Source organism: Pseudoalteromonas arctica (assembly GCF_012927645.1).
In the GTDB taxonomy this organism is placed as follows: domain Bacteria; phylum Pseudomonadota; class Gammaproteobacteria; order Enterobacterales; family Alteromonadaceae; genus Pseudoalteromonas; species Pseudoalteromonas arctica_A.
Genome location: NZ_JABBMT010000006.1, coordinates 22,982 through 49,737 on the forward strand (window position 1 = coordinate 22,982; position 26,756 = coordinate 49,737).

A 26,756-nucleotide genomic window follows, 5' to 3' on the forward strand; every position below is an offset into this window, starting at 1 on the left:
GTTTACAACCATTACCATACCTCACGCCAGTAAATTACCATCCCATAGTATGAAAACCGCCTCTTTTGTGAGCCAATTACTAATCCTTTTCTTGTTCATGGCTAATTTGTTAAACTTATGGCCCATTTATTTTAAGTTGCAACTGTGAATTTAATACCTGAGTCTCCACTGCAAAAAATCACTTATTCGATGCTGAGTAAGCAAAAAATATCTTTATCGATAAAACGTGACGATCTTCTGCATCCGTTAATAAGCGGCAATAAATGGCGAAAATTAAAATATAACTTAACCGCCATGAAAACACAGGGTAAAACAGAATTAGTTACTTTTGGTGGTGCTTTTTCAAATCATATTCATGCCTGTGCCGCCGCAGGAAAGCAGTTCAACTTGAAAACCCATGGCATTATTCGCGGCCCTGAACTTGATCAACACAACCCCACCTTACAATTTGCTAAGCAATGCGGTATGCGACTTCACCCTGTAACACGGATAGAATATCGAGAGCGTAACACTCCAGATTACCTAGCTCAGTTACAAGCACGTTTCCCCGATGCATATATATTACCGGAAGGTGGCACTAATAAAGCCGCCTTGTTAGGTTGTAAAGAGCTCGCTCAGTCATTACCTCTCGCGGATTATGTTTTATGCCCAACAGGTAGTGGCGGCACCCTAGCAGGACTGATTGAAGGCTGCGATAAAACTACTCAGGTTTTAGGGGTTGCGGTATTAAAGCAAGCTGATTATCTAGTGGATGAAATCAAATCTCTTAGTGCAATTGCTACGCAGCAACAAAACTGGCAATTACTCACCCAGTTTCATGATAGTGGCTATGGTAAATTTAGTCCTAAACTTTGGCAGTTTTGCCAAATGATGCAAACCCAACACCACTTACCACTTGAACCTATTTATTCAGGAAAAATGATGTATGCCTTATGGCAATTAATTGCACAAGGCTACTTTCCAACAGGAAGCCGGATCGTTGCGATTCATACCGGCGGCCTGCAAGGCTTAGATGGGCTGCGTTACCGCCAGTTAATAGATTAATTAACCATTACATTAGTAAACTCTTGCAAAGGCTCCGTAAAATAAAATCCTTGCCCAGCTATGACCCCCTGGTTTTTTAGCATGTTCAGTTCTTGCTGCGTCTCAACACCAACACCGTATACAGGTAAGTTCACTCGCTCTGCGCTCACGACTATTTGACGTACCATTTTTTGCTGCCTTGTATTTTTATCAATATTGTGAATTAGCTCGTAGCTTAATTTGAGCCCTTTAATTCCTTTATACGTTGCTAACAAAGCAATTTTGTCACTCGATGATACGTTATCAATTAACACTGAGCTGCCAACTGACTGAATTGCGCCAAAGGCACAATTCAGTAACAGTTGATGTTGATAAAAATCCACTTCCGATATTTCAAACTGCAACTTATCAGCCCCCTTCACGGTTTTCATTCTCTGACTAAACCAGCGCCAATAATCCTCAGAAAACCAATTAAATGCATGTAAATTAATACTCACCGTTAACGAACTTGGCTCACTTTCTAATAACTTAATAACTTGATCCAAGACTGTTTTATCCAATAAAGTAATTGCGGCATCACTTTTTAATTGCGGAATAAACTGCTTCGCAGAAAGCATACCCAAGGACTTATGACGAACCCGGATCAAAGCTTCATGCTGCAATATATCACCACTGGCGAACTCAAATAACGGCTGAAAAAATAACATAAATTTCTTTTTGCCAATGTAATCAGCTAAATTTTCACCGCTATTTGCCAGCACTGTTGATCGTGTATGATTAAATGGCAACCGGTGAATATGCTGCCATGGACTTTGTTTTGCTAATGCGAGTGCTGATTTAGTTAACTGATAAACCACAGTTTGATCTGCACCATCACGGTAATTACATACGCCTATTTTAATTTGTTTGCGAGATAGATCACCGCGATAAAGTAAAGAAGCTTGATAAATAATTTGATGTAATCGCCTAGTGTAAGCATCGATCTCAGGCTGTGGTATATTCTCTAAGGTAATTGCTAGCCCACCTGAAGATAACAACCTAACTGATACCCGAGATAACTCTTTAAAGCCTTTGATAACAACAAGTTTAAAGTGGCTTTCTAAATCAAGGTTATCTGGAAATGGCTGTGTCCAATAGAGTAAAGCAAAGAAGTGATTATGATTATTTTGAATACCGTACATTGCGGTAATTGCAGCATCCTCTGCGGAGCTTAATTTACGCTTAGCTGTAAGTGCTTGGGTGCTGTTAATTGCAATATCATTTAGTGCTAATTTAACCACATCTTTAGCCGCTTGTTGGCTGCTGGGTAATTTACTATCAGTTAATATTGCAATTGAATCCACACCGTCGTACTGTTTATATAGCAGTCGCCACCAGCGATAACTCCAAATAGCAGCGCCAATCATCACTAGGTTTAATAAAATAAATAGCGGGCTTTCTACAACCCAAAAAGGCAAATGGTAAAGCTTTAAACTAACCGTTTTATATTTATAGATATCACTCTCTTGGGTCATAAAAGCAGAAAGGAGAAATGACTCACGACCTGATTCGAGCATAAAACCATGACTTTCAGCAAGTGCAGCAATGATCTCTTTATCTGCAATTGGTTTTAGTTTGAGGCTATAGACTTGCTTAGCTAATTGGCTCCCAGTGATGTGCACTTTTTGATGCAATATCTCCCCTAAAAAAAGATTAAATACCGTTAGTAACAGCATAAAAGCAATTATATAAAGACTGAACATCCGTACTTGAGCATTTTTAAATTGAGTCACCATGGCTATTACGCTGTTTGTATCAATAGCTAAAGTGTTGTTCAAGATCCTTATAAACACAAGGCTGAGAGCGGCGTTTAAATGTTATCGAACATTATAATGAATAAAACCATCGCATTTTTAGCTACCTAAGCCGGAATAAATATTTATAATTTTTAGCGCATCACAATTGCTTTCTAAAAATAACAAAAAAACCTTTAAACTTAATATTTAAAGAGGCTTTCATTAATAATTACCACATTGTTTCATAAGTACTAATAAAATTGAAAAGGCCGCTAAACAGCGGCCTTCCAGAGTATTTTAACACTCTTAGTTTAACTGTGTGCTAGAACGGAATGTCGTCATCAAAATCGATTGGTGGTTCCATTGGATTTGATGCGCCGCCTTGCGGAGCACTTTGTGGCTTAGGTGCAAAACCACCTTGTGGTTGGCCGCCACCTTGTGGAGCATAACCGCCACCTTGGTATTGATTACTTTGCTGGGGTGCTGGCGCTTGTTGTGGCGCTGGCGCATAACCACCACTTTGCTGTGGTGCACTTTGCTGCTGAGCATAACCACCACCTTGTTGTGGTGCACTTTGCTGCGGTGCGCTCTGTTGTTGGCCGTAACCACCTTGAGATTGACCACCGTGGCTTTGCTGTTGTTGGCCACCTTGGTAACCACCACTTTGTTGGTCGCCACCACGGGCACCTAACATTTGCATTTGACCAGTGAAACCATCCACAACGATTTCAGTGGTGTATTTCTCTTGGCCTTGTTGATCAGTCCATTTACGGGTTTGAAGTTTGCCTTCAACATAAATTTGTGAACCTTTACGGCAATATTCACCAACAATTTCAGCTAACTTGCCAAAAAACACAACACGGTGCCACTCTGTTTTATCAACCATTTGACCGGTGTTTTTGTCTTTATAGCTATCTGACGTAGCTAGAGTAATATTCGCTACACCATTGCCGTTAGGCATATAACGTACTTCTGGATCTTGACCTAAATTACCAACCAAGATTACTTTGTTCACACCGCGTGCCATGGACCTTTCTCCTATAAACGTTATATTAAACCAGCCACTTTACGGGCCTGGTCTAGGTCAAATTCTTTATCATCAATCTTTAAATAACTGCGATTTTCATCACAGACTACTGTTGCTTCAATTACGCCCGGTAAAGCAACTAAACGAGAAGCAAGGGTTTGCGCTTGCTGCTCGTTACTTAATTCTGTCATTAAGCTTATCATTTTACTTCGTGGCGGGACTTGCATATTCCACGCAAGGATAAGCCATATTACCCCAACAACTGCGGCTGCGGCAAACACTGCTTGCGGCGTTGTTGATTGCGCAACGTAACCCCCTAAAATACCACCTAAAAATGCACCAAAAAATTGTCCTGACGAAAACACCCCCATCGCCGAGCCTTTTTGGCTAGCTGGTGCTAAGCGTGATACTAATGCCGGCATCGTCGCTTCTAAAAAGTTAAAGGCAACAAAATACGCCAGCATACACATCGCCATGCCGATGATTGAGTCAACACCAATTGCCATTGCTAACATACTTAGCGCAAGCACTGCGATAGAGCCAACAAATGCCAGTTTCTCTTTTTCTTTGCGGATCGCAATGATCATCACTGGTGCCATTAATAAAAATGCCAGTAATAAAACGGGAATATATACTTGCCAATGCGCTTGTGCTGCTAAACCTTTGGCAATTAACTGCCCTGGTAAGGCGACAAAAATCGTCGTTAAGGTCAAATGTAATAGCATCACCCCCAAATCTAAACGCGCTAATTGCGGATGCTTAATGAGCTTTTTAATATCGCTAACACTTGCTAAGGTATCGCCTTTGGGGGCTTTGCTAACCGCTTTTGGAACCAAAAACGATACAATAAAAATACCCACAACGGCCAAAATAGCGGTTAACCAGAACACGCCTGCAAGACCCCACGCTGCGGCAACCATTGGGCCAAGTAACATAGCAATAGCAAAGCTCATGCCTATGCTCATACCAATCACGGCCATCACTTTTGGTCGTTGCTCATCGCGGCTCAAGTCAGAAGCAAAAGCTAATAACGAGCTGGCAATTGCGCCCATCCCTTGTAATGCTCGCCCTAACGTGACCATTTGCATTGAATCGGCCGTGGCAGCAATCATCGAACCGATGGCAAAAACAGTTAAACCGCCAACAATCACTTTTTTACGGCCAATTTTATCCGATAACCAGCCCATGGGAATTTGTAACACAGCTTGTGTTAAACCATAGGCGCCAATCGCAAAACCAATCCATATCGGTGAAAACCCTGATAATTCTTGCCCATAAATCGCTAATACTGGCATTAGCATAAATAGGCCAAGCATACGAAATGCAAACACACTCGCTAAGGAAACTGCGGCGCGTTTTTCTCGTGAATTGAGTGAAGAAGCTGTCATGATTCGCGTGTTCTTGCTGTCTATTAAAATTTGAGCAGGGATTCTACCACAAGCTTACAGAGAAATAATCGTCCCAATGCGATGATTTTTCATTGATCAAGGATTAATATTCGCACGTATTATGAGATACTCAGTAAATCAACTTGGTAATGAAACGAGATAGCATGGAAAACATTGAAGTCCGAGGCGCCCGCACGCACAATTTAAAAGACATCAGCCTAACCATTCCCCGTGATAAATTAATTGTTATCACCGGTCTATCTGGTTCGGGTAAATCGTCTTTAGCATTTGATACCTTATATGCAGAAGGGCAGCGTCGGTATGTAGAATCTTTATCGGCTTATGCCAGGCAATTTTTATCTTTAATGGAAAAACCAGATGTTGATCATATTGAAGGGTTGTCGCCGGCAATTTCAATTGAACAAAAATCAACGTCACATAATCCCCGCTCCACCGTTGGCACCATTACCGAAATATATGATTACCTACGCTTAATGTTTGCCCGTGTTGGCGAACCGCGTTGCCCTACTCACGATTTGCCACTCGCGGCACAAACTGTTAGCCAAATGGTCGACACCGTGCTGGCGTTCCCTGAGGGCAGCAAGCTGATGTTGCTAGCCCCTGTAGTGAAAGAGCGCAAAGGTGAGCACGTTAAGTTATTAGAGCAACTAGCCAGCCAAGGTTATATTCGCGCCCGTATTGATGGCGAGGTGTGTGACCTTTCAGATCCACCGACTTTAGAACTACATAAAAAACACACTATTGAAGTCGTGGTCGATCGTTTTAAAGTGAAAGATGGCTTACAACAACGCTTAGCCGAATCGTTTGAAACCGCGTTAGAGCTGTCAGCCGGTGTCGCAACAATTGCATCGATGGATGACGCAAACACCGATGAGTTACTGCTCTCAGCTAACTTTGCTTGCCCAACATGTGGCTACGCCATGACCGAGCTTGAACCTCGGTTATTCTCATTTAATAACCCGGCAGGCGCATGCCAAAGTTGTGATGGTTTAGGCGTTCGTCAATATTTTGACCCCAATAGAGTGATTCAAAATCCAGAGCTTAGTTTATCTGGCGGTGCCATAAAAGGCTGGGATAAACGCAGCTTTTACTATTTTCAAATGCTGCAAGCCGTTGCTGAACACTATAAATTTGATTTAGAAGTACCGTTTCAAGATCTTAGTAAAAGCGCTAAAAAGATAATTCTTGAAGGCTCTGGCGATACAAAAATTGCGTTTAATTACCGTAATGATCGTGGTGATTTAATTACCCGTAATCACGAGTTTGAAGGCGTACTCAATAATATGAACCGCCGCTACCGTGAAACAGAGTCTAATTCTGTGCGCGAAGAGCTGGCGAAATATCAAACCAGCCAAGCTTGCCCAAGTTGTAAAGGGTCACGCCTACGCCAAGAAGCACGCAGTGTATTTATCGGACAAACTAACTTACCCGCGATCACCAGTATGAGTATTGGTGAAGCGATGAGCTTTTTTGAGCAACTAAGCTTAACTGGCCAAAAAGGCCAGATAGCTGAGAAAATCTTAAAAGAAATTCGCGACCGTTTATCGTTTTTGATCAACGTCGGCCTAAATTATCTCTCTTTAGAGCGCAGTGCCGATACTTTATCTGGCGGTGAGGCGCAACGTATTCGCTTAGCCAGCCAAATTGGTGCAGGCTTAGTAGGCGTAATGTATGTACTTGATGAACCATCGATTGGTTTGCATCAACGCGATAACGACCGTTTACTGCAAACGCTGATCCATCTACGCGATTTAGGTAATACCGTGATTGTGGTAGAACACGATGAAGATGCCATTCGTGCCGCCGATCATATTATTGATATTGGTCCTGGAGCTGGCGTACATGGCGGCTATATCATCGCCCAAGGTACTCGTGATGATATTTTAGCTAGCGAAGAGTCAGTAACAGGGCAATTTTTATCTGGCCGACGCAAAATAGAAGTTCCCAAAGAGCGCCATAAAATCAACGACAAGTGGTTAGATCTATTTGGTGCTAGCGGTAATAACTTAAAGAATGTCGATTTAAAAATACCTTTTGGTTTAATGACCTGTATTACGGGAGTATCAGGCTCTGGTAAGTCAACGCTTATCAACGACACTTTATTTAAACTTGCTCATACCGAATTAAATGGAGCGACCACTGCCGAAGCTGCACCGTACAAATCAATTAGTGGCCTTGAGCATTTTGACAAAGTTATCGATATTGACCAAAGCCCGATTGGCCGCACCCCACGCTCAAACCCAGCCACATATACCGGTATTTTTACTGGCATTCGTGAGTTGTTTGTCGGCACGCAAGAATCTCGCTCTCGTGGTTATAAAGTGGGTCGCTTTAGCTTTAACGTTAAAGGTGGCCGCTGTGAAGCCTGCCAAGGTGATGGCGTAATTAAAGTAGAAATGCACTTTTTACCGGATGTATACGTACCATGTGATGTCTGTAAAGGGCAACGCTATAACCGTGAAACGTTAGAAGTACAGTATAAAGGCAAAAATATCCATCAAGTATTAGAAATGACGGTGGAAGATGCACACGACTATTTTGATAAAATACCTGCCATTGCGCGTAAACTAAAAACCTTAATGGATGTGGGCTTATCTTATATTCGCTTAGGCCAAGCCGCCACCACACTCTCAGGTGGTGAAGCGCAACGGGTTAAACTCGCCCGCGAGCTATCTAAACGTGACACAGGTAAAACCTTATACATTTTAGATGAACCAACCACAGGATTGCACTTTGCTGATATAGAACAACTGTTAGTTGTATTACATCGCTTGCGCGATCACGGCAATACTATCGTAGTAATTGAACATAACTTAGATGTAATCAAAACGGCTGACTGGATTGTTGATTTAGGCCCTGAAGGTGGTGCTGGCGGCGGAGAAATACTGATTGCTGGAACCCCTGAGCAAGTAGCCGAATGTGAGCGTTCACATACCGGCCACTATTTGAAACCCCTATTATCAAAATAGGGTTTTCTCTTTTATGTACTCAGGTTGCCCGGTGTTAAGATATATAAAAATTGCCAAATGGCGTGCAAACAAACAGCTGAGGCAACAACAGCAAAATTTGCAGTCTCATAAACCGCGCTTTGATGAGCAAGGTAAAGCTATTTGGTTCTGATCGCATAAAATTTATTACCCAAAGTTACTCACCTTTATTAACAGCACTTTTTATTCTAATGAAGTTAACTGCGTGGGATAAATCCAATCGCGTTGTAAACAGACTTTAAGGTTACTTCTGCGCGAGCACTGGCTTTTTCAGCACCGGTTTTCATGATGTTGTTGAGCAACGCTTGATCTTCACGGATCTCTTTAAAACGCGCTTGGATTGGCTCGATCATACTCACGACTGCGTCAGCTGTGTCTTTTTTCAGATGGCCATACATTTTGTCTTCGTACTCTGGCACTAACTCTTCAATCGAACGTTTAGTTGCAACAGACATAAGTGTTAGTAAGTTTGATACGCCTGGTTTTTCAGTGCGATCAAAATAAATACGCGCTTGCTCGTCTGAATCAGTTACTGCTTTTTTAAGCTTTTTCTCGATCTTTTTTGGTTCGTCTAACATCATGATAAAACCATTTGGGTTTTCATCTGATTTAGACATTTTTTTCAGTGGATCTTGCAGGCTCATTACTCGCGCACCAAACTCTGGAATGTAAGGTTCTGGGATCGTGAAAACTTCACCATATAAGTTATTAAAACGCGTTGCGATATCGCGTGTTAGTTCAAGGTGCTGCTTTTGATCATCACCTACTGGTACTTGCGCCGCTTGATAAAGTAAAATATCTGCGGCTTGTAATACCGGATAAGCAAACAAGCCAACGTTTACATTGCTGGTGTTCTTTGCTGACTTATCTTTAAACTGGGTCATGCGGTTAAGCTCGCCCATTTGCGCATAACAGTTTAATACCCAACCTAGCTGTGCATGTTCAGGCACTTGCGACTGCACAAATAAAGCAGCTTTATCTGGATCAATACCACATGCAACATATAAAGCGATGCCATCTAATACACGCGCTTTTAAAAGTTCTGGGTCTTGGCGTAACGTAATCGCGTGCAAATCAGCTAACATAAAGTGGCTATCATACTCTTCCTGTAGCTTTACCCACTGGTTAATAGCGCCAACATAGTTGCCTATTGTCATTCCACCGGTTGGCTGCATGCCACTTAACACTACTGGTTTACTCATGATTTTCCTTTATATTATTAAAATAAAAATACTAAAATTAAAAGCCGCTTAACGCTGGGTAAGAACAGGTATTATATCTAAGAAATTCTCACAGAGGTACTGTGGATTCAAATCAGCAAGATTTTCACCTTGGTTATAACCATAATTAACGGCAAGTACGTCTATATGTGCCGCTTGCGCCGCTAAGATATCACTTTTTGAGTCACCAATCATAATTGCTTGGCTCACTGGTACATTTAATTGCTGACAAGCAAATAATAAAGGTTCTGGTGAAGGCTTTTTAGCCATGTCATCACCACACACAATCACCTCAAAATGACTGCTTAAAGCAAGCTTATCAAGTAGCTTTTCAGTAAAACAGCGGGCTTTGTTAGTGATCAACGCTTTTGGTATGCCACGTAAAGCCGCAAGGCCGGTTTCTACGTGTTGATAAAGCACACTGTATTCACCTACTTGTTGCTCATAATGACCATAAAAAATCGCAAGTGCCTTCTCAGCTAATGCTGGTTCTAAGTGCTCACTAACTTGCATGTCGCCACTGAGACCTCGCTTAACCAGCATTTCAATGCCGTTACCAACCCAGCTTTGTACCAACCCTTGAGTTACAATTGGAAAAGCTAAATCAGATAACGTCAGATTCATCGCTATGTATAAATCATAAACGCTATCAACTAAAGTACCGTCAAGATCAAATAAGGCGGCTTCATACTTCATTATTTTACACCCTCTAGCTGGGTACGCATTTGCTCGATTACTTGTTGATAGTCTGGCTGATTAAAAATTGCAGAGCCAGCAACAAACATGTCAGCACCGGCTTGAGCCACCGCCGCAATATTATCGACTTTAATACCACCATCTACTTCTAAACGAATAGCACGACCTGAATCATCAATTATTTTCCGTGCTTGGCGTAGTTTTTCCAAAGTATGAGAAATAAAACTTTGACCGCCAAAACCTGGATTAACCGACATTAATAAAATCACATCAAGCTTATCAATCACATGCTCTAAATAACTTAAACTGGTTGCTGGATTAAATACTAACCCAGCTTGGCAACCATGATCTTTGATCAGCTGCAAAGTGCGATCAATATGCTCACTCGCTTCAGGATGAAAGGTAATAATTGAAGCGCCAGCATCAACAAATTGCGGTATTAAACTATCGACCGGTTTAACCATTAAATGCACATCAATAGGCGCAGTAATGCCATAATCACGTAGTGCCTTACACACCATAGGCCCAATTGTTAAGTTTGGCACATAGTGATTATCCATCACATCAAAATGGACTACATCTGCACCAGAAGCTAAAACACGCTCAACATCTTCGCCCAAGCGGGCAAAATCAGCAGATAAAATAGATGGGGCAATAAGGTACTTTTGTAGTGTTTCTAACATAAACAATCCTTAGTGATATTAAAAATGCGCAAAATAGCAGGGCCGTTAATTGGCATAATGTAACCTAAATCAAGCTATTCCCCAAGAACCCCTGCCAATTAAAGCTTTAACTCTATTTGAAGTTTTGCAACAGTTATATTTCAAGCCGCCAAATATAAACATTATTTTTACCTTAACCTTTTAATTTTATTAATTTTTTGTGTTTATTAATAGGGAATTAAGTTTGTTATTTGAGCATTTTTTATGTATGCTCTAGTGAGTTACACTATTATGGACTTAGTAAAATGCGTGCTTTTAAAATCGGGATCTTAACTGCGGCTGCTATAACTATCGGTACACTAAGCTATTTTTCGAAAAGTGATGGTACACTTATTGCAGCTAACGATTACGAATGTAGCTCAGGTCATTTAACAATTAATAATGCAGCACAATGCATGAAGGTCGAACAAGAATCAAGTTGGATGTCATGGCTCACTGGCGATAGCCGCAGTGCACAATTTCATTATTTAGATTTACTTGAATTATTAACCAGCTCAGACGAACCACAAAAATCGCGCTCACTTAGCCCTAGGTTCTAATCCAATGCAGCAACTGATCAGCGCTCTACAAAGTGTTATTGCGGCATTTTTTGGCGTGCAGTCTGAAAATAAACGTCACGCCGATTTCAAGCAACACTCCCCACTGAGTATTATCATCATTGCAATTATGCTATTTATTATTTTTGTTGCCGCTATTTATGGCGTGGTGACTTGGGTGCTAAATACATAGCCATTAGTTCGTTCACTTTATTACGTGATCCCCCTTTTGGGCTAATCGTCCGCTTAACTTGAATTTCAGCTAACGTTGCTTGGCTATATATTTTCCGCGTCCAGACCGTGTCGTGGTTTGAGATCAATACCGGTGTTTTGTTTTCAAATGCCGCCTGCTCAGCTAAATTAGCTAGATTCGCCTGATCATCCAAATTAAAGCCCCCCTTAGCATAAGAGGTAAACGATGCCGTTTTACTCAAAGGTACATAGGGTGGATCGCAATAGATCACGGCGTTATCGGGTACTAATTTAAATACATCGTCATAACCTAAACAAGTAAATGTGGCTAGTTGTGCTTTTTCGGCAAAAAAGTACATTTCTTTTTCAGGAAAATACGGACGTTTGTACTTACCAAACGGCACATTAAAAATTCCTTTCAGATTATAGCGGCATAAACCGTTGTAGCCATGGCGATTCATATATAAAAATAAAATCGCTCGCTCGTAGATGTCATTACTTTGATTAAACTGTACGCGATAATCATAATATGCGTCAGGCTGGTTGTTTAAATCAACAAACAGTTTTTTTGCATCGCAGATGAATTCATCTGGAGAGTTTTTTAATTCGTTATACAAGTTAATGAGATCAGCATTAATATCATTAAGAATATAATCTTTAAAATCTGTGTTTAAAAATACCGAGCCAGCGCCAACAAACGGTTCAACTAAGGTATCTGCGTGTTTACTCGCTTCATTTAAGCGCGCGCTAATATCTTCAACTAAGCTGTATTTTCCGCCAGCCCATTTAAGGAAGGCTCTGGTCTTTTTCTGCATCGGCTCTTTACTTCAAACTGGTGTGCCGCGATTTTACACTAATCAAAGTAAGTTTACTGATCTAGTAACGCGATTTCTTGTTTTATTTTACTAATTTTTTTATAAAACGGCTGATTCTTACGCACTGCTTTAGGTAGGCTTGCGAGCACTTCGCGAGCAGCATTTAAGTTATCATAGCTACCATAGGTTACCAGCCACCACATTTTACCATTACGTCGCGTCTGATAGACCTTAACTAGTGGTTGCAACCCTTGTTCAAGCACATACTGTTCAGCAATTGTTTGTTGAGTTACCGCGAGTAACTGGATCACGATCTTGCTGTCTGGCTGTTGCAGATACCAACGATTATCAACAACTTCCGCTTCGCTACTCACTGCGGGCTCAATAACAGCATCAGCTAAACTCGTTGTGACATCCACCGGCTCTGCGGCTTGCATCAAGCTATCTAATATTGCTGCGACATTATTTTCCTGAGTAGGAGTATCAATAAGCGACTGAACTTGCTCTGCTTGAGCTTGTTGATCAGTTAATCGGGCTTCTACTTCTGAGGAGTCGGTTATCACTGCAGCGGCTACAGGTTGCTTTAAAGTATCGACTGCGATTGCCGTCGCAACCGCGGTTTCTGGTTGTGGCTGATAAAAATCATGCCACCAACGGGTCATATCAGATTGATATAAAAAGCCAATGATGAGTAACATAATAATCACTAGCAGCGTTATTAAATGTACTCGCCAAGACATTTTATCAGGGACTACAACCTTAGCTGTATGCTGTGTTGGCTGCCACGCTAACAATAAACTCGGATTACCGTGTGCTTCACGTAGAAAGGTTTGAAATACCGGGTCTTCATCGTAAGGTAAATCATTAAAATAGCACTTCATCAGCTGTTTACTTTCTGCCATTGAAAGTGCTTCGAGATGAATTTCAACAGCGCTTTTAAATTGCCTCACTGATTGCGATGCCAGTAAGATATATAATGTAGTAGGACTATGTTTGGCAAGCGTTGTTAGCTCTTCGACCATTTCTTCAGATAAATGCCGCCCACCATCTAACACCCACAAACATGGGCCACAATTTTGCTGTTTGGCAAGCTGGTAAAAATTTTCTGACAGGCTTAGGTTTTGATCAATTAACGGTGAGTGGAAGCTTTGCTCCAATAGCTCACCCATTAATTGCATATCACTCATCCGTGCACTAAGCTGCACAAACGACTTATTAAAATCACTGTATTTATCGGTAATAAAGGTTTCGAGAAGATAACTTTTACCAAGTCCAGAAGAACCCAGTAAGACAATTAAATTTTGCCCATATTCAAACTGTAGGGCAATCCGATCAACCAAAGCCGCACGGCTAGGTAAGATTTGCGATTGCATTAGCGCCCTATTAAGTCTCGAACCTGTTGATCAGAGACATCATCAACCAATGTGCATTGACCAAACTGAGTGGGGAGTATAAAGCGGATCGTACCTTTTTTATTCTTTTTGTCTTTACGCATGTGATGTAAGAAATGTTCACTGTTCATTACATCAGGGATATCACACGGCAAATTATATTGTGCGATTAAAGCAATAATTCTTGATACTTCATGGCTAGATAAATCACTTCGAGTATGTGCAAGTTTTGCTGCCAACACCATACCTGTTGCAACAGCTTCACCATGGAGCCATTGACCATAGCCCATTTGCGCTTCAATAGCGTGCGCAAAAGTATGACCTAAGTTAAGCAAAGCACGTAGACCCGCTTCCTTTTCATCCTGTGCCACTATTAATGCTTTAATTTCACAACAACGAAAAATTACATGCTGAATGGTTTCTTCATCCAAAGCCTGCAATTGCGCGGTATTGTTTTCAAGAAAAGTAAATAATTCTGTATCGTAAATTAAGCCATATTTAATGACTTCAGCCATACCGGCTGCAAATTCACGAGCAGGAAGGGTATGCAATGATTGCGTATCAATAAACACGGCTTGCGGCTGATAAAAGACCCCAATCATGTTTTTACCCAAAGGGTGGTTAACCGCCGTTTTACCGCCAACTGATGAATCAACTTGCGATAATAAGGTAGTAGGTACTTGAATAAACGGTACTCCGCGTTGATAGCAGGCCGCAACAAAACCAGTCAGATCACCAACCACACCACCACCAAAGGCGATTAAGCAAGTATCTCTGCCGCAATTGTTTTCAAGTAAAAAAGCTGAAATTTTTTCAAACCATTCTAGTGATTTATATTGCTCACCGTCAGGAATAATAAAACTTAGCGGATTTAAATCAGCTAATAACGCCATTGCATCGCTTAGGTATAAAGGTGCAATGGTGTCATTAGTGATAATGATAGGTCGACAATCACCAATATGATGATGTAGCCTGTCAGTCTGTTGAAGAGCAGATTGACCAATATAAATAGGATAACTTCGCTCGTCTAAATTAACTGTTAATTCAAGCATCGCTAGTATCCTTTCTTATTGGTATTTAAAAATCTAATTTCTCGATGATTTGATTAGCGACAACTTTAGCGCTTTGCTCATCAGTGCGTACAACAAAATCAGCTACTTCTTTATACAACGGTTCGCGTTCTTCAGCTAAGCGCTCTAATACATCACGAGGTGCTTCTTCTGTTTGCAGTAATGGGCGACGCTTGTCGCGCTGCGTGCGTGCAACTTGCTTTTCGATAGGTGTCTCTAAGTATACAACAATACCACGAGCTGAAAGCTTGTTTCGTACTTCTTTACTCATCACTGAACCACCACCAGTCGCAAGTACAATACCTTGCATTTCTGTAAGATCGCCAATGACAGATTCTTCACGAAGTCGAAAGCCTTCTTCACCTTCAAGATCGAACACCCAGGCAATATCTGCACCGGTACGGCGTTCGATTTCTTGATCAGAATCGACGAATTCAAGGTGTAATTGATCTGCAATGTGACGACCAATTGTGCTTTTGCCAGCCCCCATAGGACCAACTAGAAATATATTACGTTTTTCAGCCATATCTTTTAGTACAAACGAACTCTAAAATTTGAAATAAAACCCCGCCTAACGACCTGGCCCCAAAATTAAGGAGGGGATTATCTCAGTAATTGATTGGATATTTCAAGTCAATTAGAACAAAAAGCCAATTAACGAGCAATTAAAGTTAATAATTACTCGTTGTGTAAGAATAAATCACTGTAAATTACTCTATTTGGATTTTCGGAGTAACGAAAATAAGCAATTCTTTCTTTTCATTAAACTCACTCGTGCTTCTAAACAGCACTCCTAGGTAAGGAATATCACCTAATAATGGTACTTTTTTAACTGAGTTAATGATTTGCTGCTGGAATATACCACCAAGTACCACGGTTTGACCATTCTCAACCAGTACTTGAGTTTGAATTTCTTGGGTATCAATTGCAACTGCAGGACCAGTTCCAGTTTGTACCGTATCACCTCGGGTATCTTGGGTAATGATTAAATCCAAGATAACTTTATTATCTGGGGTGATGTGTGGTGTTACCTCAAGACTCAATACTGCCTTTTTAAAGCTAACAGTTGTAGCACCACTTGAAGCAGATTCAACATACGGTATTTCGGTACCTTGTTCAATACGTGCTTTTTTCTGATTGGCGGTAGTAATACGCGGACTTGCGATAATTTCACCACGGTTTTCTTCTTCAAGCGCAGTTAGCTCTAAATCCAGTAATGTACCATTTGCTAATTTGGCAACGTGCATACCAATGCTACCGGCGGCACCTGTAATAGGCAGATTAACATTAAGGCGATCAGAAATATTTGGGATCGTCCCGTTAGAGATCGCATCAGCGCCTTCTAAAGTACCTGAGATACCACCATCACTCGAAGCATCACTAAAGCCCCAACGTACGCCTAAGTCTTCTTTAACGTTATCACGAACAGTAACCATACGTGCTTCAATGATGACTTGCTTAACAGCGATATCTAAGGTTTCGACCATACGGCGAACACTTTCAATGCTTTTAGCTGTGTCTTTAATTAACAAGGTATTGGTACGTTTATCAACCGATACACTACCGCGAGCACTAATGATGCTATTGGTATCTGTTTTTAGTAGATCAGCGAACTCTTCCGCTTTAGCATAATTCAAACGAATATACTCACTATAAAGTGGCTCTAAGTCTTCAACTTGCTGCTTGGCTTTTAACTCTTTCGCCTCGCGGGCGGCTAGCTCTTCTGATGGTGCCACCATTAATATAGAACCATCCATACGCTTGTCTAAGCCTTTAACGCGTAATACTACGTCAAGTGCTTGATCCCAAGGAACACCTTCTAAACGTAGAGTTATGTTGCCACTGACTGAGTCACTGGTTACTAGGTTGAAATCGTTATAGCCGGCGATAATTTGTAATACAGCACGCACGGAAATGTCTTGAAAGTTTAAGGTCATAGGACGACCTTGATACTCTTTACCACCTTCTAAATATGAACGTTGTGAATCATCTTTCTCGACTGTAAGAGTAAGGATATTTTCAATTTGTTGATAAGTGAATTTAAACGCAGCATTAGGGGTAATTACTACCCTACTCATATTATTTTCTTTAAATGTTTCAATTGAGCTCACTACCGTGCCAAAATCTAGCACATCCAGTTCATACAATAAGTCATCTAAAATATCAGTATGATGAAATTCAGCAATAATCTTACCGCCACTTTCATGCACATCAATTGCAGCTTGAGTATCTTGTAAAAATACCAATACTCGTGCTTCACCTTTTTCCCCGCGACGAAAATCAATAGACTGGATTGAGTTAATGTAATTACCAGTCACTTCTTTAGCGGTATTAGTATCTTCTTGTGAAGTGATCGGATTATCTGAGATGTGTAATGAAACAAGATTATTGCTCACCGTTGTTTGGTAAATTTTTAAACGCTCTAAATGAACAGTGACAATTAAGTTACCATCAACGGCTACACTATTCACTTTTTCAATACCCGCTTGATTGATTTGTACTTCACTTAAACCTTGCTCAACACTCGCTGCATTAAAGCGCATTTCAATACGGGCCGGATTATTAAATACCTGAACTTTTGGTTCTTCGGTCAACTCTTCATCAAATACCAGCTGTAGCTGTGTTTCTCCAGCTATTAGCGGGCTATAACGAACATCATACAATAACGGGGTAGCCATTGCTGATTGCGTGATAAAAAGGGCAATAACAACAAACAAAGTCTGCTGAATGCGATTACTCCAAGATACTCCTTTATGCATTTTAATTTTACCTTTTTTATTTTTAACTAGTGCCATTGGATCCCGCCTCTAACATTTCAAGCTTCGTCAGCCGCTCTTTCCAACAACCAGACCCGTCGGGAATTAATTCTAACAATTCTATATAATCACTTTTAACATCTTGCACAACACCATGATACAAACCAATATGATTACCGATAGTGACTCGGTGTAAAGTATCATCTGCAGCTTTAATTAAGGCCCATGTTTGGCCTCCAGAACCCAGCGTGCCTTTCATGACTAGGTTATCCAACGGATATTTCTCTAATACTTCACGCGTACGATCAGGATCAGGGTGCAAACAGTTTTTCACTTGAATCATGTTATTTTGAATAATTTCCGGTTGCGGCGCAACAAAAGGGCTGCGTAGTTGCTGTGCATTGTATTCAAAGTGCTCAAACTGGGTCAATTTTGGAATAGCCTCTACCTTAGGGGTCGTGCTGGCTTTTACCTGATCAATAAATTCTTTTTGCTCAGAAGTATCATCGTTACATGCGCTCACTAAAATACCGCTGAGTAAAACCAAGGCTAGTTTCTTCATTTTTTAGCCCCTACTTTCTTCACATCGCCTTCATAGCGGTAAGTTTTGGCAACTACGCTAAAGGTCAGTTTGCCTGATTCTGAACTATTAATTGAAAAGTCATGCAAACTTACGATACGAGGAAGTTGTGCCACTTTGCCAACAAAGTCACCAAACTCATGGTAGCTACCTACTACTTCAATTTTAATCGGCAACTCGGTATAAAATTCTTTTTCCACTTCTGGTAACCAGCCAATTTTAAGGAACGTTAAGCCACTAGTCGTACCCACATAAGATAAATCATCAAGTAAGCCTGGGGTTTCGTTTGAAGTCGGTAAGCGCTTTAGTAGTAAAGAAAACTTTTCTTCCATTTCAACCATTTGCTGGCGATAAACTTCTAGATTACTGGCCACAGCGTATTTCACTCGATAGGTACTGCGTAACTCAACTTCTTTACTAACCGCATTATGGTAACTATCTATTTCATCTGAAACCAATAAGCTGTAACTAAAAAATAGCACCAAGGCAGCTACAAAAGTGCAGCAAATAATCTTTACAACTATTGGCCAGTCGCCAATATTTTCAAGCTCAATTTCGTTCCATTCAATCTCTGTTAACGCTTTGATATCAAGGTTCATTATTTAACCTCTCCGATCTTATCAAAGGGTTTTACATAAAATTCCATATTAAAATCACTCAATAAACGAGACGATTTTTCACCTGCTATAATGCCTTGCATTGTCGGCTTTTCGAGCAAATAAGAGTTTTGTACTAGGCGCAACATGTTTGATAAGTAATTATTTGATTCGCTACGGCCAACCACATGAATTGCACTACCACGGCGCTCTAACTTAGTTAGATACACCCCCGTTGGTACAATTTTGGCAACTTCATCCATAATTTGCGTACCTAAATTACGACTACTTTGCAGCTCTTCAATTAAGCGCATACGTTGCTGTAAGTTTTCTTTCTTTTTATCTAACTCACGAATTTCACTAATACGCCGATCTAATTGGCTAATTTCTGTTGTAAGGTAGTTATTTTTAATATTTTGACCGTCTCGTAAACCGCCGTAATAGCTACTCAATAAATACATACTGATAAAACTACCAAGCACCACGAAAAATAAAATAGTAACAAATTTATTCTGCGATTGTTTACGCTGCTGTTCGCGCCACGGCAGTAGATTTATATGTGGCATGATGAAAAACTCCTTAATGCCAAACCCGTCGCTATTGCAAATTGAGTACGATGACGCTGTAACACATTGCGATCAACATGGTGGGAAATATCCATATTTTCAAAAGGTTCTGCCACAATGGTATGAATACCGAGTTCTTCAATTAGCAGCCTATCGAGGCCATCAATCATCGCAGTACCACCCGTAAGCACGATGTAATCTATTTGATCTTTGCCACTGGTGGTAAGAAACATTTGCACTGCGCGGCGTACTTGCTGCAATAAGGAAGTTTGAAACGGTGCCAATACTTCAAACGTATAGTTAGGCGGAAGATCGCCTGTCGTTTTACTTATTTCAGCCTCATCAAAACTTTTATTGTAATAAGCCACTATGCTGTTAGTGTATTGATCGCCACCAAATACTTGGTCTCGGGTGTAAATCGTTTCGCCACCAAGTACCACACTGACTAGCATAAGTACCGCACCAATATCGACCACAGCTACACATTTATTAAATGCATCGCTTGGTAATTGCTGATAATACACATCCATTGCGCGACTCAGGGCATAGCTTTCTACATCAACTACTTTTGCGATTAAGCCAGCCGATTCTAATGCACCAACACGGGCTTCAACACTTTCAGTACGCGCAGCTGAAAGCAACACATTCATTTTGGAAGGATCCGCTTCGTTGGTAGTGAGCTTTTCAAAGTCTAGGCTAACTTCATCTAATGGATAAGGAATAAGGCTGTCAGCTTCGATTTCTATTTGCGATTCCAGCTCTGCATCACTAAGCGTAACATCCATAAAAATTACTTTCGTAATAACGGTTTGCCCCGATACTGCCACTGCTGCCGAACGAATTGATTTAGGTAACTTACGCTTTAACTTAGTAATAATATTACCAATCGCCTCAATATCTTGAATATTGCGTTCAGCCATTGTACCTTTTGGCATTGGTTCAATTGCTAACGCTTCGAGCCTGTAGCCACTGTCTGTTTCATTCAGCAACACCGCTTTTATAGCATGTGAACCGATATCTATCCCTACCATCATCGGTGAAGACTTACTCAATAGTTGACTTAGCATGTTCGCAACTTGGCCTTTGTTTTAAGAATAAACAAGTTATAATTTTTATATGAAAAAATACTATTCATTTTTTAATCAATATATACTAGCAGTCTCCGATTCTAATTGGGAGTCCATTTAGGGAAAATATAAGTGATTTTATTGAAACGAACTTTACAATTTTTTATCATCTGCGCGTTTTTAGGACTCATTACCTTAGTAAGTCTTTATTATTACGTTAAACCTGATATCCCCAGTGTGCAAGTTTTAAAAGACGTGCAATTACAAACTCCTATGCAAGTCTTTTCTAAAGATGGTTTGTTAATCAATCAGTTCGGTGAAAAACGCCGTATTCCAGTAACTATAGAAGAGATCCCACAACCACTCATAAATGCTATTTTAGCCACTGAAGATAATCGTTTTTATGACCATATAGGTATAGATCCTATAGGTATTTTACGTTCAGCGCTCGTATTAATTTCAACTGGTGAGAAAAAACAAGGCGCAAGTACTATAACAATGCAGTTAGCTCGTAACTTCTTCTTAACCCGTGAAAAGGCCTATATTCGTAAAGTAAAAGAGATCTTCATTGCGTTACACATTGAGAACTTACTAACCAAAAATGAAATACTCGCTTTATACCTGAATAAAATAGAATTAGGTAATCGTGCTTTTGGTATCGGAGCCGCGGCACAAGTTTATTATGGTAAGCAACTAAACGAGTTAACTTTAGCGCAAATGGCAATGATTGCAGGCTTACCAAAAGCGCCGTCGGCTTTAAATCCGATCAGAAACCCAGTTCGCGCAAAGGCACGCCGTAATGTGGTACTCAGACGTATGCTCGATGAAGGTTATATCTCTCAAGCAGACTACAAGCAGAACTCTCAAGAACCAATTACAGCAAAATTTCATGGTGCCGAAATAGACTTATATGCACCTTATATATCTGAAATGGTGCGTGCAGAAATGGTCGCCCGTTATGGCTACGAAAAAGCCTATAATAGTGGCTTTAAAGTTTACACCAGTGTTGAATCTAACGTACAAGCCGCAGCCCAAACTGCACTTGTTAATAATCTCCATGCATACGACATGCGCCATGGTTATCGTGGCCCAGAGCAACAACTGTGGGATTTTGAAACGCAACCAGCCCTAAGTTCTAGTGAAATTTTAGCAAAGCTAAAACCGATAAAAGAAATTGCCCCATTATTAGCAGCAGCCGTGCTCGATGTCGGTGAGCAAACTGCCACTGTATTATTAAAAAATGGCGAACAAGCTAGTCTCAGCTGGGATAACCTCAAATGGGCGCGCAAATACATTACGCGCTACCGTCAAGGTTTCCCACCGAAAGTAGCAACCGATATCCTCAATCCTGGTGAACAAATTTGGCTACGTAAAAATGACGATGGTAGTTACCTACTCAGCCAATTACCTGAAGCGTCAAGTGCATTAGTATCGCTGGATCCGAATGACGGTCGCATTAAAGCGATTGTTGGTGGCTATAGCTTTGAACAAAGCCAATACAACCGAGCCGTGCAGGCAAAACGTCAGGTAGGTTCTAACATAAAACCCTTTATTTATTCAGCAGCACTGAATAATGGTTACACCTTAGCGTCTATTTTAAATGATGCGCCAATCAATCAATGGGACAAGAGCCTAGGGGTTGCATGGCGACCAAAAAACAGCCCAGCAGTATATAACGGCCCGATACGTATTCGTCGTGCTTTAGCACAATCGAAAAACGTTATTTCGGTGCGCTTACTGCGCGGCGTAGGCTTACAGCGCACAGCTGATCACCTATTAAAGTTTGGCTTTCAAAATAATGATATCAATCGCAGTGAATCGCTAGCTTTAGGTAGTGCGTCAATTACTCCTTTAGAACTTGCCCGTGGCATGAGCGCATTTGCCAATGGCGGTCACTTGATCACCCCTTATTTCATTAATGAAATTCAAGACTCTGCAGGTAATGTGTTATTTAAAACAGAACCATTATTAGCGTGTGATCCTGTTACACCTCCGCTAACAACGACTCAATTTGAGTCTACTTCTGGGTTAAATACCAGCCAAGCTGCAAATCATTGTGCACCGCGCATCATATCTAAACAAAATGCGTTTTTGATAGCTGATGCGATGCATAGTGCTATTTGGGGAGGCGGTAGTTGGGCGCATAAAACCGGCTGGAGTGGCACTGGTTGGCGTGCTCAGGTATTAAAGCGCCGTGATCTTTCAGGTAAAACCGGTACTACCAATGACTCTGTCGATACTTGGTTTAGTGGCTTTAACCGTAATGTTATGACCTCAGTCTGGGTTGGATTTGATAATCCTGGTAACCCGCTTGGTCGCTCAACGTATAATAACAACATGGCTAATACCCAGATCTCTGGTGCAGAGTCTGGTGCTAAAACAGCCCAACCAGCATGGATTGACTTTATGCGAGCTGCACTCAAAGATAAGCCTGAAGCGCCAATCGAGCCACCTGAAGGACTAGTGTCGGTACGAATCGATTTAGCAACAGGGCTCTTGAGTCAAAAGAACGATTACACTAGTCGCTTTGAATACTTTGAAAAAGGCACCTCGCCTACTAAGTATGTGATGCAGCATGTAGACAACGTATTTGAAGAAGAAACTAAAACAGAAGAAGAGCTGTTTTAGTCGTCGCGATATAAAATCGCTGCTATATAAAAAAGCGCCAATCGGCGCTTTTTATTTTATAAACACAAAGCTTATTTTAAGTTTTGTATTAACCAATATAAATCAGAATGCACGCCTGCTGCGGTAACTTCCTTACCAGCACCAGGACCTTGGATCACCAACGCATTATCGCTATACCACTGGCTGTTAATAACGAAAATATTATCACCGGGGGTTAAGTTAGCCAGTGCATCCCCCTGCGTTGCATAAGCCAAACCGACTTTAGCAGTTACTTTGCCATCAGCAATTGTTAGCGCACCAGTATAACGCAGCACCTTATTTTCTATCGCTGCTGACTGCGCTTTTTCAGCAATAAAGTCATCTAGCAACTGCTTATTATCAAGGAAAGACTGCCAATCACCTTGCGCTAGTTGCTCTGGCATCAACGGCGTTAAGCCAATCTCATCAAGCTCTAAGGTGAGTCCTAACTCACGCGCTAAAATAAGCAGCTTACGCTGCATATCACGCCCTGATAAATCTTCACGCGGATCAGGCTCGGTATATCCCATTTGCTGAGCTTGTAACACTAAATCGGAAAACGCCACACTGCCATCATAACAGCTGCACAACCACGATAAAGTACCTGAAAACACGCCTTCAATATGGGTAATACAGTCGCCACTGTTTTGTAAATCAGCTAACGCAAAATTAATTGGTAACCCAGCTCCTACACTGGTGTTATAACGCCACAATAAGTTACGCTCAGCTAAATTGCGGCGTAAATTTTGATACCAATCATTATTGGCAGTGCCCGCATATTTATTAGCGCTGATCAAATGGCAATCTAAATTTACAAACGCCGGGTAAAGCTGACTAAACGCTTCGCTAGCGGTAATATCAATCAACACTTTGTGTTCGTAATCGAGTTCGCTGATACGTGTCAGTAAATCAGTTTTTTGGTAATCTATTGCTTCGTTTTGCCACTGTGATTGCCATTGCTCAAGCACGATACCACTTGGGCTGAACAACATAGAGCGCGAGCGTAATAAACCAACCAGCTTAACACTGAAGTGTTGCTGTAAACGATTAAGCTGCTGACTTAGTTGCTCAATAAATACTTCACCAACATTACCAAGGCCAGCAACAATAATGGCAAGCTCTTGGCCTTTGTTGATCAATTTATCATGTAATATAGTCAATACATCACTATCAATGGATTGATCTGTAAGAAGTAAAATATAGTCTGTGTCTTGATGGCTAAAGCGCGGCACTAAACTTTGCTCACTAAGTACTTGCGTTGCTTGTTCAAATAATTGCGCTACATCATTTCGTGGTGCCACAACAGCGCAACCATGTAAGTTCGATTCAATAATATTAGCGCGCCCTTGCAAGTGGCTAACCACTTGATGGGTCGCTACTGCCGGCACTAGTAAGTAGGTATCGCCATTTTTAATAAAATAATGCAAGCTGTGTTGAATTAGCTGACTTAACTCGCCAATCTCACCGCCACGCAGCTGATCAATGCGCAGTAAATCAATATTTTCTAAGGTAGTGATAAAGCGCTTAGCTTTGCTGTAACCTTCTTTGACAATTTCTGTCGCGCTAGCTTCGCTATCGTAACTACTGCGAACGACTAACTTGATATCAGTATTTTTTAATGGCGAGAGAGTTTTAGCATGCAACACTGGGTTGCCCAAACGCGCCAGTAAGTTTGCTTGGCCACGGCATACTTTAGAGTACTTAATCGCTTTTTTTACTTTACGAGGATCAGTGCTAAACACCCCTTGAGTATCAGTCCAAATTGATACCTGACTAGCATGACAATAACTGCTTAACAAAGTCGCGCTGTAATCACTGCCATTGCGTCCCAAAGTAACGGTATTTGCTTGGCAATCAGCGGCTATAAAACCAGTAACAATATTAATGCAATTGGCTGAAATTAACTCGGCACAGGCTTGTTGATTTTTTTGATGTAATAATTGCCCATCATTAAGAGTAAACAATTGGCGAGCATCAACATCTTGAGCTGCAACATTTAACTGTTTTAAATAGCTAGCCAATAACCGTGCCGACCAAACCTCGCCGTGAGCAAGCAATGCGGCTTCTTGTAAGCTTTGCTGTTGAGTTTGCTGGGCAATTAAGGCGAGCTCTTGTGCTAATACATTTAATGCCGTATGTCGCGCTGCTGGACTCAATAACTGCTCGATCAAGGTGCGTTGGTGATTATCAAGCTGCAATAAAATATCACTCACAGCCTGTTGATCACCTTGCTGGTAACTCTGCCATAGCGTAACTAACGTATTGGTCGTTTTACCGGCTGCGGATACCACCACACAATCACCGGCTTCCGTATGGGCTAAAATAATATTTGCTACAGCCTGATAACGCTCTGCAGAACTAAGACTTGAACCACCAAATTTATGAACTATATTTACCATTTTTTATTACCACAAAGCCGTATGTGCAGGAGTCAGTTTAAATAAGCTTGATTGCTCATCATCTTGTTGTTGCGAAACTGATGTTGCTGCAGCTGTTGTATGCAGCTGTTGACCTGGCTTCACTTTATTAAACACTCGTTCTAAATCAGCGACTAAATCTTTCACATCTTCAATGCCCACCGAAATACGGATCAGGGTATCACCGACTCCCGCCGCAAGACGAGCAGTTGCCTCCATACCTGCATGAGTCATCGTCGCTGGGTGACAAATTAAACTTTCTACCCCACCTAATGACTCAGCTAAGCTAAATTCTTCTAAGCTCGTTAAAAATGCCGCAGCATCGTTAACATCTCCTTTGATATCAAAGCTTACCATACCACCAAAACCACGTTGCTGCTGTTTAGCAAGTTCATGCTGTGGATGAGATACCAACCCAGGGTAATATACTTGACTTACATAAGGGGAGTTTTCTAAATACTGGGCAATAATAAACGCATTTTCTTGATGCTGGCGTAAACGAACATTCAAAGTACGCAAGCCACGTAACGTTAAGTAGCTATCAAACGGGGCACCGGTAATGCCTATGTTATTGGCCCACCAAGCAAGCTCATCACCCAGCTCTTGGGTAGCGGCAATCACCGCACCACCAACAACATCTGAGTGACCGTTAATATATTTAGTGGTCGAATGCACCACAATATCAACACCAAACTCAATTGGGTTTTGCAAAGCCGGTGATAAAAATGTGTTATCGGCACCAACCAACGCACCGCACTGCTTAGCAATCATGGTGATCGCTTTAATATCGGTTAAGCGTAAGATAGGATTACTCGGTGTTTCAAGCCAAATCAACTTTGGTTTTATCTCAAGAATTTTTTGATGATTTTCAGATTTAGTTAAATCTAAAACCACTAACTTTAATAAGCCACGCTTTTCAAGTGAAGTAAATAAGCGGTAACTACCGCCATAGCAATCATGTGGGATCACTAAGGTATCATCACTGTTTAGTAGTTGAGTCACTAAATGCACCGCAGCCATGCCCGTTGCAGTGATAATACCCTTAGCGCCACCTTCAAGCTTGGCGAGCGTGTCAGCGAGTAAGTCGCGATTTGGGTTGCCGCTACGGCCATAATCATATTGGCGCTTTTTATCAAAATCAGCAAATGAGTAGGTGGTCGATAAATGAATGGGAGGCACAACCGCGCCGTGATGTTTATCTGCATCAATACCATTGCGTACTGCAATGGTTGCTTTATTCTTTTGACTCATACCGTCACCTACAA

General features: G+C 41.2%; 22 protein-coding genes. 5 read left to right on the forward strand and 17 right to left on the reverse strand.

What is annotated here, in order from left to right:
* Nucleotides 1-189 precede the first annotated feature (189 nt).
* Nucleotides 190-1,044 (forward strand): 1-aminocyclopropane-1-carboxylate deaminase/D-cysteine desulfhydrase, encoded by an 855-nt coding sequence (locus HHO47_RS05520; RefSeq protein ID WP_169019493.1) that lies wholly within the window; start codon nucleotides 190-192, stop codon nucleotides 1,042-1,044.
* Here the strand turns inward: HHO47_RS05520 and HHO47_RS05525 are convergent.
* The 3 genes from HHO47_RS05525 to HHO47_RS05535 form a co-directional block, all read right to left on the reverse strand.
* Entirely contained in the window at nucleotides 1,041-2,840 is a 1,800-nt protein-coding gene (locus HHO47_RS05525) for an EAL domain-containing protein (protein ID WP_169019383.1), read from the reverse strand. The genes HHO47_RS05520 and HHO47_RS05525 overlap by 4 nt on opposite strands.
* Nucleotides 2,841-3,120: 280 nt before the next feature.
* Nucleotides 3,121-3,825: a single-stranded DNA-binding protein gene (ssb, locus tag HHO47_RS05530; RefSeq protein WP_169019384.1), complete on the reverse strand. Its 705-nt coding sequence runs from the start codon at nucleotides 3,823-3,825 to the stop codon at nucleotides 3,121-3,123.
* A gap of 20 nt (nucleotides 3,826-3,845) precedes the next feature.
* Nucleotides 3,846-5,213 carry an MFS transporter gene (locus HHO47_RS05535; protein ID WP_169019385.1) on the reverse strand — a complete coding sequence of 456 codons (1,368 nt, stop codon included), beginning with the start codon at nucleotides 5,211-5,213 and terminating at the stop codon, nucleotides 3,846-3,848.
* 164 nt (nucleotides 5,214-5,377) lie between these two features.
* Here HHO47_RS05535 and uvrA point away from each other — a divergent pair, with 164 nt between their 5' ends.
* On the forward strand, nucleotides 5,378-8,203 hold the full coding sequence (gene uvrA, locus HHO47_RS05540) for an excinuclease ABC subunit UvrA (protein ID WP_169019386.1): 2,826 nt from the start codon (nucleotides 5,378-5,380) through the stop codon (nucleotides 8,201-8,203).
* A 215-nt stretch (nucleotides 8,204-8,418) separates the two neighbouring features.
* Here the strand turns inward: uvrA and trpS are convergent, their stop codons facing one another.
* Genes trpS through rpe form a run of 3 tightly spaced genes read right to left on the reverse strand, consistent with a single transcriptional unit; the run spans nucleotide 8,419 to nucleotide 10,820 of the window.
* Nucleotides 8,419-9,423: a tryptophan--tRNA ligase gene (trpS, locus tag HHO47_RS05545; RefSeq protein ID WP_169019387.1), complete on the reverse strand. Its 1,005-nt coding sequence runs from the start codon at nucleotides 9,421-9,423 to the stop codon at nucleotides 8,419-8,421.
* Between the two features lie 48 nt (nucleotides 9,424-9,471).
* Complete coding sequence (locus tag HHO47_RS05550; RefSeq protein WP_169019388.1) at nucleotides 9,472-10,137, reverse strand: HAD-IA family hydrolase; 666 nt, start codon at nucleotides 10,135-10,137, stop codon at nucleotides 9,472-9,474.
* On the reverse strand, nucleotides 10,137-10,820 hold the full coding sequence (gene rpe / locus HHO47_RS05555; RefSeq protein WP_169019389.1) for a ribulose-phosphate 3-epimerase: 684 nt from the start codon (nucleotides 10,818-10,820) through the stop codon (nucleotides 10,137-10,139). Before rpe ends, HHO47_RS05550 begins: the two co-directional genes overlap by 1 nt.
* Nucleotides 10,821-11,104: 284 nt before the next feature.
* Here rpe and HHO47_RS05560 point away from each other — a divergent pair, with 284 nt between their 5' ends.
* On the forward strand, nucleotides 11,105-11,398 hold the full coding sequence (locus tag HHO47_RS05560; protein WP_169019390.1) for a hypothetical protein: 294 nt from the start codon (nucleotides 11,105-11,107) through the stop codon (nucleotides 11,396-11,398).
* Between the two features lie 4 nt (nucleotides 11,399-11,402).
* Complete coding sequence (locus tag HHO47_RS05565; RefSeq protein WP_169019391.1) at nucleotides 11,403-11,588, forward strand: DUF2970 domain-containing protein; 186 nt, start codon at nucleotides 11,403-11,405, stop codon at nucleotides 11,586-11,588.
* On the opposite strand, the gene HHO47_RS05570 is transcribed toward HHO47_RS05565, so the two are convergent.
* The 9 genes from HHO47_RS05570 to HHO47_RS05610 form a co-directional block, all read right to left on the reverse strand.
* Nucleotides 11,551-12,402: a Dam family site-specific DNA-(adenine-N6)-methyltransferase gene (locus tag HHO47_RS05570; protein ID WP_169019392.1), complete on the reverse strand. Its 852-nt coding sequence runs from the start codon at nucleotides 12,400-12,402 to the stop codon at nucleotides 11,551-11,553. The genes HHO47_RS05565 and HHO47_RS05570 overlap by 38 nt on opposite strands.
* A gap of 53 nt (nucleotides 12,403-12,455) precedes the next feature.
* Nucleotides 12,456-13,775: an AAA family ATPase gene (locus HHO47_RS05575; protein WP_169019393.1), complete on the reverse strand. Its 1,320-nt coding sequence runs from the start codon at nucleotides 13,773-13,775 to the stop codon at nucleotides 12,456-12,458.
* Nucleotides 13,775-14,845 (reverse strand): 3-dehydroquinate synthase, encoded by a 1,071-nt coding sequence (aroB, locus tag HHO47_RS05580; RefSeq protein WP_169019394.1) that lies wholly within the window; start codon nucleotides 14,843-14,845, stop codon nucleotides 13,775-13,777. The genes HHO47_RS05575 and aroB overlap by 1 nt, the downstream gene beginning before the upstream one ends.
* Before the next feature lie 25 nt (nucleotides 14,846-14,870).
* Nucleotides 14,871-15,389: a shikimate kinase AroK gene (aroK, locus tag HHO47_RS05585; RefSeq protein WP_008466255.1), complete on the reverse strand. Its 519-nt coding sequence runs from the start codon at nucleotides 15,387-15,389 to the stop codon at nucleotides 14,871-14,873.
* A gap of 184 nt (nucleotides 15,390-15,573) precedes the next feature.
* Nucleotides 15,574-17,658, reverse strand: a complete 2,085-nt coding sequence (locus HHO47_RS05590; protein WP_169019395.1) for a type IV pilus secretin PilQ — start codon at nucleotides 17,656-17,658, stop codon at nucleotides 15,574-15,576.
* On the reverse strand, nucleotides 17,645-18,181 hold the full coding sequence (locus tag HHO47_RS05595) for a pilus assembly protein PilP (RefSeq protein ID WP_169019396.1): 537 nt from the start codon (nucleotides 18,179-18,181) through the stop codon (nucleotides 17,645-17,647). Before HHO47_RS05595 ends, HHO47_RS05590 begins: the two co-directional genes overlap by 14 nt.
* Nucleotides 18,178-18,798 carry a type 4a pilus biogenesis protein PilO gene (locus tag HHO47_RS05600; RefSeq protein WP_169019397.1) on the reverse strand — a complete coding sequence of 207 codons (621 nt, stop codon included), beginning with the start codon at nucleotides 18,796-18,798 and terminating at the stop codon, nucleotides 18,178-18,180. Before HHO47_RS05600 ends, HHO47_RS05595 begins: the two co-directional genes overlap by 4 nt.
* The gene (locus HHO47_RS05605) at nucleotides 18,798-19,361 is read right to left on the reverse strand and encodes a PilN domain-containing protein (RefSeq protein WP_169019398.1); all 564 of its coding nucleotides are present in this window, start codon (nucleotides 19,359-19,361) and stop codon (nucleotides 18,798-18,800) included. Before HHO47_RS05605 ends, HHO47_RS05600 begins: the two co-directional genes overlap by 1 nt.
* Nucleotides 19,349-20,428, reverse strand: a complete 1,080-nt coding sequence (locus HHO47_RS05610; protein ID WP_169019399.1) for a pilus assembly protein PilM — start codon at nucleotides 20,426-20,428, stop codon at nucleotides 19,349-19,351. Before HHO47_RS05610 ends, HHO47_RS05605 begins: the two co-directional genes overlap by 13 nt.
* Before the next feature lie 132 nt (nucleotides 20,429-20,560).
* Between HHO47_RS05610 and HHO47_RS05615 the strand changes: the two genes are divergently transcribed.
* Complete coding sequence (locus tag HHO47_RS05615) at nucleotides 20,561-23,056, forward strand: PBP1A family penicillin-binding protein (RefSeq protein WP_169019400.1); 2,496 nt, start codon at nucleotides 20,561-20,563, stop codon at nucleotides 23,054-23,056.
* A gap of 71 nt (nucleotides 23,057-23,127) precedes the next feature.
* On the opposite strand, the gene metL is transcribed toward HHO47_RS05615, so the two are convergent.
* Together metL and metB are read right to left on the reverse strand one after the other, a co-directional pair.
* The gene (metL, locus tag HHO47_RS05620; protein WP_169019401.1) at nucleotides 23,128-25,473 is read right to left on the reverse strand and encodes a bifunctional aspartate kinase/homoserine dehydrogenase II; all 2,346 of its coding nucleotides are present in this window, start codon (nucleotides 25,471-25,473) and stop codon (nucleotides 23,128-23,130) included.
* A gap of 6 nt (nucleotides 25,474-25,479) precedes the next feature.
* Nucleotides 25,480-26,742 carry a cystathionine gamma-synthase gene (gene metB / locus HHO47_RS05625; RefSeq protein ID WP_169019402.1) on the reverse strand — a complete coding sequence of 421 codons (1,263 nt, stop codon included), beginning with the start codon at nucleotides 26,740-26,742 and terminating at the stop codon, nucleotides 25,480-25,482.
* Between the last annotated feature and the right edge of the window lie 14 nt (nucleotides 26,743-26,756).